Here is a 14,604-nt window from a genome sequence, read left to right as displayed (position 1 = left end):
TTACCCTCCATATGTATAAATAAATCTCATGGTTCAGTACTCATTCTTCGCTTCGTCTTTATTTTACAATATTTTTATTATTTTTGCATGTAAATTACAAAAAAAGTGGCTCATAACAAAAGTTCTAGAATTGTGCTCTAACGCTGAGCGAGGATTGACGCAGATGCTGCAGGGTTGACTGAGGCACAAATAATTTATTGACGGTGGCAGATGGATTTAGTATATTAAATTCTGTAATCGATTAATGTAAATTACATTTTGTATGAGGTGGTGATCATCTGATCGAATATGATGTAAGCGGTTACTTTATGAGGGAGTAAGAAAATACCCTCGAGAGGAGAAAAGGACATGAAGTTGTTCAATCGTAAAATCGCTTCATTTTTCCTTGTTTTTTGCTTGATGATCTTGTCGGCTTGTTCCAGTACCAATGGTGGCGGGGCTGCAAGTAATACTTCCGAAACTTCCGCAAAGACGTCCTCACCAAATTCCCCCAAAGAGACCGTCAAGTTAAACTGGCTGGTACGAAGTGATCCTATTATGAATGAGTGGCAGAAAGAGATGATAGCGGGTTTTCAAGAGAAGAACCCGAATGTGAAAATCAATCTTATCATCGTCCCCGAAGATCAAGTTGACCAGAAAGCGCAGACAATGATTGCCGGTGGGGATGTCCCTGATGTGTTTGTGACGAACTGGGGATTTTCAGGTTTCTCCACTTACAAGGATCAACTGCTCGATCTGGCGCCCTACATAAAAAAAGATCCCGATTCAGTTAAAGGCATCGGCGATGACATCATGAACGTTTATAGATCGGGTGACAAAACATATGGAATTCCAATTGTCGCCCTTGGTTCCTATCTCTTCTACAATAAGGATTTATTTGACCAGGCAGGCATTTCTTATCCTCCAACGGATTGGAACGATAAATCGTGGACATGGGATAAAATGGTTGAAGTTGCAAAGAAGTTGACAAAGAATATGGATAACGCACAAAAGCGCGTCTTCGGAGTCTACGACGAACTATTCCCGCAAACTGCGGATGCTTGGCTGTTTGGTGGCGATTATTTCAAGCCAGAAGCCTACAAAACGAATATGATGGGCGAGCCCACCGTTTCGGATGAGGGTGTTCGTCGTGGTATTCAAGCTCATCTTGATCTGATTCAAAAATACAAGGTTCATCCTTCGACTGCCGATTTAAACTCCATCTCCGCTATCGGCGTACCGTTCCTCACTGGACAAGTGGCCATGCACATGAAGCACGGCGGTGGATTCTGGGTAAATAAGCCGGCCAAATTCCGCTGGGGCGTAGCGGCGCTCCCGTATACGGTTGAGAATCGCCGAACCACAATGTTCATAGACTCTGTCAATATCCTCAAAGCGACAAAACATCCGGATGAAGCGTGGGCATTTGTCAGACACATTACGGATCCAAACGGCGGTGCAAAACGATTTATGGAAGTCACAAACGCCACTCCCGCCAATGGGGAACTTCTGAAACAGTGGTACGAGATGATGGCAAAAAATTTGGATATGACTCCTGCACAGATCAAACAGGTTCATGAGGGTTCGCTTGCCATCGCTAATGAGTCGCCAAATCATCTTATCAAAAACTTCAATGCCATCAATAACGCAATTTTGCAACCTCTTAACAGCGTGTATGACGGCAAGAAAGATATTGATACTGCACTGAAAGAAATAAAGTCCGGACTTAATGCTTTGAAGTAAGCTTTGAATTGGATATCCCTTTGTGCAGCCCACGAAGGGATATCCTTTCTTCAGCATGAAAAGAAAGGGTGAGACGCGTGACTGAGAAAAGGACTCGAAAATCTATTTTTAGCGGGGAAAAAATGTTCTGGTTTTTCATTATGCCTTGGATAATCGGCTTTATCCTACTCACAGGAGGCCCCATTTTCGCTTCTATGGTTCTGAGCTTCACGAAATATGATGTTTTGACTGCACCGAATTTTATCGGGTTTGATAATTACGTCCATCTTTTTAATGATCGATTGTTTTACAAATCTCTGTCAACAACTTTATACTATACCGTTCTTGCTGTGCCGTTCGTCAATATATTGGCGTTACTGCTTGCCTTGCTGCTCAATCAAAAGGTGAGAGGGATCGGTGTTTTCCGAGTGATTTTCTATGCACCGTCCGTCGTCTCGGGTGTCGCTATATGCTTTCTATGGGCGTGGCTGCTGAATTCTGATTTCGGTATCGTCAATTACGTTTTATCGCTCGTTCATATTAAGGGGCCGGCGTGGTTTAGCAGTTCCTCAACGGTCATTCCTTCATTAGTTCTTACCACGTTAACCGGTATAGGTGGTACCATGGTTATCTATTTAGCCAGTATGCAAAGTTTATCAGCAGAGATCTTCGAGGCTGCTGCGATTGACGGTGCAAATCCGTTTAGACGTTTTTTTGCGATTACGATTCCGTTACTTTCGCCAGTCATACTTTTTAATGGGATCATGACTATGATTGCGGCGATACAGATATTCGTACCTTCGTTTGTGATCACCAAAGGGGGGCCCGATTGGGGATCTTATTTCTACGTATATTATCTCTTTGACAATGCCTTTTCCCAATTCCGAATGGGTTACGCCTCTGCACAAGCTTGGATTCTGTTTGTTATCACATTCGCCATGACATTGCTTGCTCTGAAGGTCTCCAAGCGATATGTCCATTATTAAAAAACTACAAGGGGGATCTGAGATGAAGCCTTCGAAGAGTTATTCGTATGGTCAACTTTCCGTTCCTGGAATTGTATTGGTCTACTTCTTATTATTTTTATTCAGTATTGTTTTCCTGTTTCCTCTGTGTTGGATGTTTCTCACATCTGTTAAAGAACTGGGTGCTATCTACCTCGTTCCGCCGCAATGGATACCGAAAGTATTCCAATGGGAGAATTACATGAAAATTTTTCGCGATTACCCGTTGGGTACATACCTGTCGAATTCGGTAGAATACACTATCATATCTACGTTTGGTATCGTTTTATCCTCCTCGCTGGTAGCTTTTGGATTTGCCCGGATTAGAGCGCGTGGGAAAGATCCGCTATTTGCATTGGTTTTGGCTACAATGATGCTGCCTTATCAGGTGACTATGATTCCGCAGTATTTGCTTTTCAGGAAACTAGGCTGGGTAGATTCTTATTTGCCGTTAGTAATTCCCGCTTTTACTGGCAGCGCCTTCATCATCTTTCTTTTGCGGCAATTCTATATAGGACTTTCCAAGGATCTGGATGAAGCGGTAAGTATAGATGGCGGTGGTTATTTTACGATCTTCTTTCGGATTATCATCCCACTTTCTTTGCCTGCCATGGCCACTGCAGGGATTATGGAGTTTATGTACCGTTGGAATGACCTGCTAGGACCGCTGATTTATCTCAATACGACAAACAAGTTTCCTCTGGCGTTAGGTTTGGCGAATTTCACTTCGTCCTATGGCGCTACTCAGTGGAATATTTTGATGACCGCCGCCGTTGTTTCGGTTATTCCGCCATTGCTTCTTTTCTTTACGGCGCAGAAGTACTTTATTCAAGGGATTGTTGTTCATGCTTCAAAAGATTGAGCACTTAAAAAGCAATGGAAGAATCGACTAAAAGTCTGGTCGTATATGTGACACAGACTCTCTTTCGATGATTCTATAAGGCAAAAAGTTTGTTCCTTTATCCAACAGTTTACGAGGGTTTTCAAGAACATTAATTAAATATTTTACAGCTTCGGCACCGATATCCTCAAAAAGGTTGCGAAACCGTGGTTAATTTTTGGGACTGCCATGTTAGATACTGCCAGATTATCATAACCGATTACCGAAATATCGTCCGGAACCTTCAGGCCGCAATCGTTTATGCACCTCATGGCGCCAATAGCCATTTCATCTGTTGCTGCAAACACGGCAGTAATCTTCGTAATCTCTCTAGATGATAATAATTCCTTCATTGCGGAATAGCCGTCATCGTAACGCATATTTCCGTAAGCAACTTGTTGATCGAGAAAGGGAAGTTGATAATAATCGATAGCATTTTTGTATCCGGCCAACCTCGGTTGCCCGACAATCATATTGTCCGGTGACGCAGAGATCATGGCAATTCGTTTGTGCCCTCTTGCGACCAAATATGCGACAGCTTCAAAAGAGGCTCTAATATCATCGACTTTAAAAGCAGGGATCTTTGCATTGGCATGATCGCCAAGAACCAACACAACAGGAATTTTTAATCGTTTGATGACGTCCCCGTACTCCTCTGTTATAAAACGGCTGGCCAAAATAATCCCATCTACTCTGTATTGTTTCAAAAAAACCATAGTATCCAGAATTTGCTGCTGTTGTGGGCCCTCATTGTCAAGATCATGCAGTAAAACATGTGTTTTGTGACGTAATGCAGTCCTGCTAATTCCTTTGTACAGCTCTCCAAAATAAAAAGTGGTGATATCAGGAATAATAACACCGATGGACAGATTCTGATTTTTGGAGCTTAATGATTTTGCTTTTTCGTTGGGGAAATAATTCAACTTGTTTACAGCTTCCATTACACGCTCTCTTGTTTCTTCGCTAACCTTTTCAGGGTTATTAAGAACTCTCGAAACTGTTGCTATTGAGACATCAGCGTACTTGGCTACATCTTGTATAGTCGACATGCAGTATCCTCCGAATTCCGTTGAAAGCAAATAATTTTGATGTAAAAGTGATGGCGTTTCCACGCGTTTATTTTATGAAATTTAATGTAAATAATAAAGAACTTTTACAGAAAAAATATTGATTTTACATTAAAAATCATAGTGTTTCACTATGTGTGTTGTCAAGTGATGCATTGTTCTGAATGAAAATTAATTCTTGACAATGGAATTGCGATGAAATATATTCAAATTGAAATGAAAACGTTTTATGAAAATACATGTAAAGAGGTGATTGTTTCAAGTGTATTTTTGCGAGGGAATATAGAATTTATACTAACGCCAGGAGGGGAAAGACATGAAAATTTCGTGTGCATTGCTTAATTGGAGAAGAGGAAGGAAAGTTTCTTAGCTGGGATCAGGGAATCGCGGAGGTCTGCAAATTGAACTACATATCCATTTAAAAAGGGGCTGGGAGCATATGAAGAGATCTTTGGAGTTGTCAAAAATGACTGTTGGACTCATTTCCACAACGTTGTTATTGGTTCCTTTGATCGGATGTCAAACTAGCAATAATGCCAGTCAATCTAAAGGCGCTTCTGGCGCTCAAGAACAAAACGTCTCAAAGGATGCTTCCAAAAAACAAGAGAACCCGGGAAATATCGACTTTACGAAAGCAAGCGGTTCCATCGTTTGGGGTGCTTACCCTATTGCCCATGGCAATGAGCGACAAGAGTTGATTGATAAGTTCCAGGAAAAATACCCAAACATCAAAGTTACTCTTCAAGAATTGCCCAGTAATACAGATACGATGCGCCAATTGCTGACAACGCAGATCGGCGGCGGTTCCGAAACACCCGATGTTTATTTAGGAGACGTCATTTGGCCGGCTCAATTTGCAGAAGCGCAATTGGCCATGCCATTGGATAAATATTTGCCTAAATCATTTTTTGACAGGTTTGCCACCGGACTTGTTGACGGTGCTTCTTACAAAGGAAACATTTACGCTGCGCCTTTCTTCGTTGACTCTGGACTTTTGTATTACCGAAAAGATTTGTTGGAAAAAGAGGGGCTGCAACCGCCTAAAACGTGGGAAGAAGTACAGAAATACGGTCAACTTCTCCAGCAAAAGGGCGATGTCAAATTTGGCTTTGTATGGCAAGGAGCTTCTTATGAAGGCTTGACATGTGATTTTATGGAATACTTGACTTCAGCAGGCGGAAAAGTAATGAGTGCTGATGGGAAGCCAACTTTTGATTCTCCCGAAAGCAGAAAAGCAATTCATTTCATGAAGGGGTTAATTGATAGCGGGGTTTCTCCTAAATCTGTCGTAACCTTTCATGAGAACGAGGCTATGGACGCATTTAACGCAGGTGCAGCGGCCTTCCTTCGCAATTGGGATTATGCATGGTTCAGTGCAAACGACCCCAGAAGCTCCAAAGTGGTTGATAAGGTCGGCGTTATGACTCTTCCCAAATTTGAAGGAGGGGAGAAAGGATTTGCAACGATCGGTGGATATAACCTGCAAGTTAATCCGCATACGAAAAATCTTGCAGCCTCTCTCGCGTTCATTGACTTTTTAACCGGTGAAGAAGCACAAAGTCTTTTAGCAACGAAATATTCAATAGTTCCAACCAATAAAGCAGTTCAAAACAATCCCGACGTTAAAAAAGTTAGTCCGGTAACAAACATTGTAAGTGAAGTCAATTTTATTTCTCGTCCGGCAAAAACTTCGCAATATGCTCAAGTTTCCAGTGCTATTTACACAAACCTCAATAAAATTTTAACTGGCGGGGCGGACGTTGAAGGAGCTATAAAGGATACCCAAAAGCAAATTGAATCGGCAGTTAGCGGCGGAAGCGGTTTGTAATCTCAAATATGTTTTTACGGACAGGACTTTGTCCTGTCCGTAAAAACTAAATTATGGACGGGGAAAACCATCTCTATCCGGATAAGGAGCAGTAAAGATGGAGAGAACGCACAACGCATCCGAGGAAAATAACTCTCTTCAACGTCAAGAACGTAGAGCAGGTCATTGGATGATGGTTCCGGCACTTGCTGTTATCGCAATCATTACAATCTTCCCAATCATCTACTCGGTATGGATGAGTTTGAACAACGTCTCTTTGACTACAAACGGTTTTACAATGTCTTTTGCCGGAATGAAAAATTATGGGATCTTGTTGAAAAGCGCTGTTTTCTGGCAAGCAGTCTGGTTTACCTTCTATTTTTCGATAGTCACAGTAGCAATTGAATTGGTTTTGGGAGTACTTATTTCTTTGTCGATAAACGGAATTAAGCGATTGAAAAATATATCTATGATCGTCATGTTGATTCCATGGGCACTTATAACCGTTATATCCGCCCAAATGTGGTCTTATATCTATAATGGCGTATATGGTTTATTAAATTACATCCTTCAAATTAGCCAGATTATTCCAGCGCCGATTACTTGGTTAGGTTCAAGCAGTTCCGCTGTGATTGCATTAATGATTGCCGACATTTGGAAAACGACTCCTTTTGTAGTGATCATATCCTTGGCCGGATTGCAAATGATTCCCGTTGAACTCTATGAATCCGCATATATTGACGGTGCAAATAGATGGCAAATGTTTTGGCGTGTCACATTGCCTTTGATAAGCGGAAGCGTTGCTTTGGCTGGTTTGTTCCGGATTTTGCAAGCGTTTGGGTTGTTTGATTTACCGTTTGTTCTTACACAGGGCGGACCCGGAACATCTACGCAATCCTTGGCCATATTAAGTCAAAAGGTCATGTTTCAAAACTTGAGTTTTGGCCCAGGGTCCGCAGTAGCAGTGACTACCGTGCTTATTGTACTTGTCATTAGTCTTGCTTTCTTCTCGGTATTTAAAAAAATGGTTTCGGGGGATAGAAAATGAATGAGCCCAAATGGAGAACAGGACTACGTTATGTGATACTTATACTTTTTTTGGGTATTATTTTACTTCCCATGATTTGGATGGTTATTACTTCCTTCAAACCGGATCTTGAGTTAGGGTTATATCCGCCTTCATTGGTGCCGCAAAGTTGGACCGGCGATCATTATATGGAAGCGTTCCAAAAGTATAACTTTGGAATTTATATAAGAAACAGTGTCATTATTTCTGTTATATCAACAACTTTAGTAATTATATTATCAAGCTTAGCAGCCTTTGCCATTGCCCTCCTGCCAGTTAGGGGGAAGACAATAATTATGATGGCCTTGCTGATTATTTCTATGTTTCCTGCTGTAGCAGTAGTTACACCGCTATACATGTTACTTCGGACACTAGGTTGGTTGAATAGCTTCCAGGCTTTAATTATTCCGTATACCGCATTCAATTTACCTTTCGCCATATGGATTTTGCGAAATTATTTCGCGGAACTTCCCAAGGACTTATTCGAAGCGGCACGGGTTGACGGCGCGACCGTACTTCAGACTTTTTATCAGATTTTTGTACCGCTAACTCGTCCCGGTCTATTCACAGCCACGGTGTTTACATTCATCTCTACTTGGACAGAGTTTTTTATGGCTCTGGTATTCAATCAATCCAAAGAGATGAGGACAATTCCTGTTGGAATAGCGCTTTTTAATGGCCAATTCTATATCCCGTATGGAACTATCTTTGCTGGATCCATAGTTGCTATCCTGCCAATCATTCTAATAACGATTGTTTTTCGGAAATGGGTTGTTTCTGGCCTAACGTCTGGGGCAGTCAAAGGTTAACGCCAATACACAAAAGAGGAGAAAGCACATGCAAAAAAAATGGTGGAAAGAAAGTGTCGTCTATCAAATATATCCGCGTAGCTTTAAAGATTCTAACGGCGACGGTATCGGCGATATTCAAGGAATTATCTCCAAAATAGATTACTTGCAAAAACTGGGGGTAGATGTTATTTGGCTTTCCCCTGTTTACCAGTCGCCAAACGATGACAACGGTTACGATATAAGTGATTATTATAATATTATGGAAGAATTCGGAACGATGGGGGATTTTGATGCTTTACTCGGAGAATTACATAATCGTGGAATGAGGCTGGTGATGGATCTCGTTGTCAACCATACATCTGACGAGCACAAGTGGTTTATTGAGTCACGGCGGTCGAAAGACAATCCATATCGCGACTATTATATTTGGCGACCGGGAAATAACGGTGCAAGGCCGAATAATTGGGAGTCTGTTTTCAGTGGCTCTGTTTGGGAGTTCGACGAACAGACTGGAGAATACTATCTTCATTTATATAGTAAAAAACAGCCTGACCTAAATTGGGAAAACCCACAAGTTCGAAACGACATTTTTAACATGATGCATTTTTGGCTCGAAAAAGGGATAGATGGATTTCGTATGGATACGATTACGACGATTTCCAAGGTCACAAGCTTCCCTGACGCCCCTATAGTAAAAGAGAATCAATACCAACCGGCAACTCAATTTTATTTAAATGGTCCACGTTTAGAACAATTTTTAGGGGAAATGAAAGAAAAAGTGTTTTCCCAATACGATATTATGACGGTCGGTGAAACACCTGGCGCCACACCTGAAGAAGCAATCCGTTATACGAATGAGGAGAATGGCTTCATGGATATGTTGTTTCAATGGGAACATATCGAAGCAGATCCTGGGACGGGTGGGAAATGGGCAGGCGATTCATGGAACTTGCTTGATTTTAAACGTGTTATGACAAAATGGCAAAAACAGTTGGAAGGAAAGGGTTGGAATAGCTTATATTTAAGCAACCACGACCAACCTCGCCAAGTATCCCGTTTTGGCAACGATACTGAGTACCACGCTGAATCAGCGAAAATGCTTGCAACTTGTTTGCATATGTTGCAAGGAACTCCATTCGTATATCAAGGTGAAGAAATTGGAATGACTAACGTTGCGTACGAATCTATCAACGAATATAGAGATATTGAAACATTAAACATGTATAAAGAATCAATCGCAGCTGGGAAAGATCCGAATGAATTGTTAGTCATGATTCATAAAAAGAGCAGAGATAATGCGAGAACGCCGATGCAGTGGGACGAGAGCGCTCATGGCGGCTTCACTTCGGGGATCCCGTGGATTCAAGTGAATCCGAACTATAAGGAAATTAATGTTAAGAAGCAGATTGATGATCCGAACTCGGTATTTAATTATTACAGAAACTTAATACAACTAAGAACAAAATATTCAATTATTGTATACGGTTCATATGAACTAATTCTTGATGATCATGAACAAATATATGCCTATACTCGAAAGCAAGAGGATAAGACCTTACTGGTAATCGCCAATTTTGCGGCAAGTATTCAGGAGTTTCGGTGGGACAAGGTAAATCATTTTTCTGTTAAAGAATTGTTAATTAGTAATTATGAAGTGGAAGAAAAATTGGCACCTGCAATTACACTAAAGCCATATGAAGCACGCGTATATCTATTGCATGAAGAGACCAGCCGCTTGTAGCTTAAGATGTAAGTAAAGATGAGAGTTCCTAAACAAATGGTTGAGCACGTAAAATGGGAGGACATATCAGTGACGAAATTAAAAGTAGGAATACAGCTTTATTCAGTACGTCAGGCCATGAAAGCCGATCCATACGGTGCTTTAGCCAAAATTGCTGAAGCGGGATATAAATTTGTAGAGGCTGCAAACCATAATGCCGACACAGACGACGGTTTTGGATTTGGGGTTCCTGCAAATAAAATGAAGGAAGTTCTGGATAACTTGGGAATATCCATCGTGGGCTCTCATATCAATCCTTTAAAACTAGACCGCCTCCCGGCGATTTTAGATTATCATCAAGCGCTTGGTAATAAACAAATCGGATGCGATATAGAGTTTTACCCATATAACGACCTTGATTATGTACTGCGTCGTTGCGACCTTTTCAACAAAGTGGGGGAAATGTGCAAAGAACGCGGAATGCGGTACTATTACCATAATCATTATCAAGAGTTTCAAAAAATTGGAAATAAGACGATTTACGAAATTATTATGGAAAACACGGACCCGTCTTTGGTGTTTATAGAGTTGGATACTTACTGGATCATTCGAGGTGGGCAGAACCCGCTGCATTTGATCGAGAAGTATAGGGAGCGCTTGGTGCTTCTTCATCAGAAAGACTTTCCGCAACATGCGCCGCAGCCAATTGTTATGTATGACGGCGTAGTCGATCCAAATCGGGATATTACCGACTCTATATTTACTATGACGAAGAATCCGCTATGCTTTACTGAGATCGGAACGGGTATTCTCCCGATTCAGAGCATTATCGATGCTGCGGGAGCTGCACCTAATCTTGAGTATATTTTGCTCGAACAGGATCATTCTCAGCTTGATGAAATTGAGTCTATTAAAACAAGCATGAATGCTTTTCATAAATTCTCAAACATTGAATTCAATGCGGGGTAATCATCGGAAGATTAAACGCTTAGTTCCGCAGGTCTGGAGCACATGACTATACCGATTTGACGCTTACGATTTTTTATAAGTAGAAGACCAGTAACGGCAAAATCCATAGCTGTTACTGGTTGTTTTTTTGGGGGGATTTTCATTCAGATTAACGTCCGTTTTGTTCTACGGATGCGGATTGTCCGAAGGATATTGTCGTTACCTGAACAAGCATAAACATACGCCAGATTGGATGAAGGTTACGAATTGTTTATCCGTTTTGATTTCATTTGGCTTTATAATATATACGTTGATTACATTCGGCTGGTAAGGAAGTGGTTGAAAACATGGAGTTCCATAAGGACTTGTCTGCATTAGGTTGGGAAAAAGTAAGAAAGAGACAGCTGCTTCGGCTGCCGATTGTAGATGAATGGCTAAAATTAATTCGATTGCAGCCGGGCGATTCGGTTTTGGATATAGGTCCCGGTCCCGGCTTGTTTACTTTACGATATGCAGATGAGGTCGGGGACGCAGGGAAGGTGACAGCACTTGAGAAATCGAAGGAAGCTGCCGAGTATTTGTTACAAGAACTGTCCCGGATACATAGCAAAATTGAAGTTTTCGTAGGAGATGCCGCGGAGACTGATTTAAAACAGTTAGGCTCCTTCGATGTGATCATGCTGACCGATATACTCCACCATGCGGATTCACCGAACCAACTGTTGCAAAATCTTAAAAATACGATCCCGTCGAGCGGTACGCGCATATTCATCTCGGAGTTCGACCCCGAGTCCAATGGGGAATTTGGTCCGCCGCTAGAGAAGCGCCTGAGCGACACCTATTTGCTAGATTTACTGCGAATCATAGGATTTACTGTAATCGCGAGCGGGAAGCAATCTTTCGAACATTACTACATCATTGCACATATTTAAGCACACCGCTGAGGAGAGTGAGCAAATGGAAGAGTGGTCCTATCCCATTGGAAAATTTGTTGCCGCGGAGCATCCAACCGACCAGCACCGCCGCAAATGGATTGAGGACATCCGGCAAATGCCCGGCCTGCTTCGCACGACCGTACAATCTTTAACGGGCGAACAACTGCTGACCCTCTATCGGCCTTGCGGGTGGAACGTGAAGCAAGTCGTGCATCATTTAGCCGACAACGACATGAACGCCTATATCCGGTTCAAAAGGGCTCTCACCGAGGACACTCCAATGGCAGGCACTTACCGGCAAGATTTATGGGCGGAGCTTAGCGACTATAGCGATACGCCTGTCGAAACCTCGATCGCACTCATCGAAGCGCTTCGGAAACGGTTTGTCGATTTGCTTCGGCAGCTATCGCCGGAACAGTTTCAACGCACCTTTACGTCTCCGACAAACGGCGTCATGACGCTCGATGCCGCGACGGAGCGGTATGCTTGGCATGGGAACCATCATCTCGCGCAAATTGCGTCTCTTAAAAAACGGATGGGCTGGCTATAGAGCAAAGCTTTTTTGCCGGGAAGCATGTTTCGGCGTCCTGAGAATATATTTTAAGGAGGGGTAGTCCACAAAGCGGGGATGACACGATTTGCAGAAACAGTCGTTTATACGCGGTACCGTCATTTTGTCGGCGTCGGCATTGCTGTTGAAAATCGTAAGCTTTGCAAATAGCATTTTTCTAACCCGATTGTTAGGTGCGGAAGGCATCGGCTTGCTTATGATGGCTCATCCGCTAGTTCCGCTCGTCATTACTTTGACGGAGTTAGGCTTGCCGGTCGCCATTTCCAAGCTGGTATCGGAAGCGGAGATCAAGGGCGACTCCGGCAAAATCAAAAGGATCGTGGCAGTCTCTCTCGCAGTAACCGGCACGCTTAGTGTAATCCTTACTCTCCTCGCTCTTTTTGGCGCCAAATATGTCGCATCCGTATTTCTAACGGACCAAAGGCTTACTACGCTATGCTGGCCATTACGCCTATTGCGCCGGTTGTCGCCATTTCCGCTGTCTTAAAAGGTTACTTTCGCGGCAAGCAGCATATGAACGTCATCGCCATGTCGGAGGTCGTCGAACATTTGGTTCGATTGGCGGCTACGATCAGTTTAGTGCAGATTCTTCTTCCCTACGGCCTTGAGTATGCGGCGGCAGGGGCAATGATATGCAGCGTCATTGGCGAGGGCGCCGGTCTCTTATACGTGCTTGCGAAATTCAAAAGGCACTTCACGCAAAAGGGCAGATTGCCGGTCGTCAGGCCTTATTTCCGGCAAGGAAAGCAAACGCTGCTGGAGCTGCTGCATATCGGCCTGCCGACGACAGGCAACGGGTTTATTCATTCGATTTTCGGGGCGTTCCTGCCTATGCTCGTCACCAAAAGCTTAATGATTTCGGGCATTAGCGCTTCGGAAGCGACCAAGCAATACGGCTTGCTGTTCGGCTGCGCGTTTCCTCTGCTCTTCATTCCGGGCTTTGTTACAAGCTCGCTCTCCACAGCGCTCATCCCGGCTATAAGCGAAGCGAAAGCGTCCGGAAAAGGGCTGCTGATGCACCATAGAATGGATCAGGCGATGCGAATTGCGCTGTTTGTAGGAACTCCGAGCACGGTTATTTTATATTTATGGGCCACTCCGTTAGCCGACTTTCTTTACCACAGTCCGGAGGCGGGAGCGCTGGTCAAACTGCTGGCGCCCATCTTCTTTTTCCATTATTTCGAGGCGGCGTTCCAGTCTATTTTGCTTGGGCTGGGAAGAGCGGCCACGGTGATGTGGAACTTTATGGTCACGAGCTTTTTCGAAGCGGTCGCCATTTTTATTTTTGCATCCAAATCAGGGATTGAAGGGGTTGCCTTAGGCCTTGGGTTCGGCGTTTTTTTGCTGACCTTGCTCCAGTTCTCGGCCGTCTCCAAATCGATCGGATTTTATATGGATGCCCGGATCGTCGTTAAAACTGCGGCAAGTGCGATGGTTATGGCGATATGCGGCTTGGGGATGTATTCCTTCATGCAGCAGTCCGGCTTCAATCATGTATTGAACGCTCTAGGGGCGATTGCCGTATCCGTGCTCGCTTTTTTTGTGGCGCTGTTCACGACCAACGCGTTCCGCCGCTCGAAGGTAATTAACTAGGCGTTTTCACTAAATATTCAGCTGCCGAGAAAGGCGTAAGCGGAGGAGCAAAATCTTGTCACAGAACACGAAAAGCCGGCAACAGCTTGCGACCGGTAATTGCAATTGCACTCATTACGGCAGTTTCCTTAATTGGCGATTGTATGCTGTACGTTGCTTTGCCGACCCACTATACGATACGATATGCCCAGTACCTCGGCTTTCATCCGTCAACTTCTCATTTTTTTTGGCCTAACAACGTATAAGGAAGCCATGGCCGTAAGCCAGCCATGGCTTCCTTTTTTCGCGGCTCCTAGCCCTGATATAGCCCGAGTTCTTAAATCAGAGACTTTGGTGACGCTGATCCGGAACAAAAGGTCGCATAACGTCGTTTAACGTCCTGACTTACGCTCATAAAGAATTTTGTTCTTTATGTACCGAATTTCCGGGCTCTAAACGTTTATTCCGGCAAAATCTGCTCCGGACAGCGTCAGGACAGTCGTTGATTAGCGAATTCGTTCGCTGCTGCTCATCTAACCCGT

Annotated in this window: 13 protein-coding genes; 12 read left to right on the top strand and 1 reads right to left on the bottom strand. The window is 43.4% G+C overall.

Features of this window, described 5'->3' with window-relative positions:
- Window positions 1-348: 348 nt before the first annotated feature.
- From SD70_RS01035 to SD70_RS01025, 3 genes are all read left to right on the top strand, one after another.
- A complete protein-coding gene (locus SD70_RS01035; protein ID WP_082053032.1) occupies window positions 349-1,722 on the top strand; it encodes an ABC transporter substrate-binding protein in 1,374 nt (457 codons plus the stop codon).
- Window positions 1,723-1,799: 77 nt separating this feature from the next.
- Window positions 1,800-2,687 carry a carbohydrate ABC transporter permease gene (locus SD70_RS01030; RefSeq protein ID WP_156157826.1) on the top strand — a complete coding sequence of 296 codons (888 nt, stop codon included), beginning with the start codon at window positions 1,800-1,802 and terminating at the stop codon, window positions 2,685-2,687.
- 22 nt (window positions 2,688-2,709) lie between these two features.
- On the top strand, window positions 2,710-3,567 hold the full coding sequence (locus SD70_RS01025; protein ID WP_052486916.1) for a carbohydrate ABC transporter permease: 858 nt from the start codon (window positions 2,710-2,712) through the stop codon (window positions 3,565-3,567).
- Between the two features lie 143 nt (window positions 3,568-3,710).
- Here the strand turns inward: SD70_RS01025 and SD70_RS01020 are convergent, their stop codons facing one another.
- The gene (locus SD70_RS01020; protein WP_052486915.1) at window positions 3,711-4,634 is read right to left on the bottom strand and encodes a LacI family DNA-binding transcriptional regulator; all 924 of its coding nucleotides are present in this window, start codon (window positions 4,632-4,634) and stop codon (window positions 3,711-3,713) included.
- Between the two features lie 457 nt (window positions 4,635-5,091).
- Between SD70_RS01020 and SD70_RS01015 the strand changes: the two genes are divergently transcribed.
- The 9 genes from SD70_RS01015 (at window position 5,092) to SD70_RS00980 (ending at window position 14,083) form a co-directional block, all read left to right on the top strand.
- Window positions 5,092-6,480, top strand: coding sequence for an ABC transporter substrate-binding protein (locus tag SD70_RS01015; protein WP_041044820.1), 1,389 nt, complete (start codon window positions 5,092-5,094; stop codon window positions 6,478-6,480).
- 97 nt (window positions 6,481-6,577) lie between these two features.
- Window positions 6,578-7,507, top strand: a complete 930-nt coding sequence (locus SD70_RS01010; RefSeq protein WP_041044819.1) for a carbohydrate ABC transporter permease — start codon at window positions 6,578-6,580, stop codon at window positions 7,505-7,507.
- Window positions 7,504-8,334 (top strand): carbohydrate ABC transporter permease, encoded by an 831-nt coding sequence (locus SD70_RS01005; protein ID WP_041044818.1) that lies wholly within the window; start codon window positions 7,504-7,506, stop codon window positions 8,332-8,334. The genes SD70_RS01010 and SD70_RS01005 overlap by 4 nt, the downstream gene beginning before the upstream one ends.
- 28 nt (window positions 8,335-8,362) lie before the next feature.
- Window positions 8,363-10,057, top strand: a complete 1,695-nt coding sequence (locus SD70_RS01000) for a glycoside hydrolase family 13 protein (RefSeq protein WP_041044817.1) — start codon at window positions 8,363-8,365, stop codon at window positions 10,055-10,057.
- 69 nt (window positions 10,058-10,126) lie between these two features.
- Window positions 10,127-11,005 (top strand): sugar phosphate isomerase/epimerase family protein, encoded by an 879-nt coding sequence (locus SD70_RS00995; protein WP_041044816.1) that lies wholly within the window; start codon window positions 10,127-10,129, stop codon window positions 11,003-11,005.
- Between the two features lie 326 nt (window positions 11,006-11,331).
- Window positions 11,332-11,916 carry a class I SAM-dependent methyltransferase gene (locus SD70_RS00990; RefSeq protein ID WP_041044815.1) on the top strand — a complete coding sequence of 195 codons (585 nt, stop codon included), beginning with the start codon at window positions 11,332-11,334 and terminating at the stop codon, window positions 11,914-11,916.
- A gap of 25 nt (window positions 11,917-11,941) precedes the next feature.
- The gene (locus SD70_RS00985; RefSeq protein WP_041044814.1) at window positions 11,942-12,469 is read left to right on the top strand and encodes a YfiT family bacillithiol transferase; all 528 of its coding nucleotides are present in this window, start codon (window positions 11,942-11,944) and stop codon (window positions 12,467-12,469) included.
- A gap of 88 nt (window positions 12,470-12,557) precedes the next feature.
- Complete coding sequence (locus SD70_RS39065; protein WP_269432390.1) at window positions 12,558-12,977, top strand: oligosaccharide flippase family protein; 420 nt, start codon at window positions 12,558-12,560, stop codon at window positions 12,975-12,977.
- Window positions 12,926-14,083 (top strand): oligosaccharide flippase family protein, encoded by a 1,158-nt coding sequence (locus SD70_RS00980; protein ID WP_269432389.1) that lies wholly within the window; start codon window positions 12,926-12,928, stop codon window positions 14,081-14,083. Before SD70_RS39065 ends, SD70_RS00980 begins: the two co-directional genes overlap by 52 nt.
- Window positions 14,084-14,604 lie beyond the last annotated feature (521 nt).

This window comes from Gordoniibacillus kamchatkensis (assembly GCF_000829455.1).
In the GTDB taxonomy this organism is placed as follows: Bacteria; Bacillota; Bacilli; order Paenibacillales; family NBRC-103111; genus Gordoniibacillus; species Gordoniibacillus kamchatkensis.
This window is presented reverse-complemented; position numbering and strand designations above follow the sequence as displayed.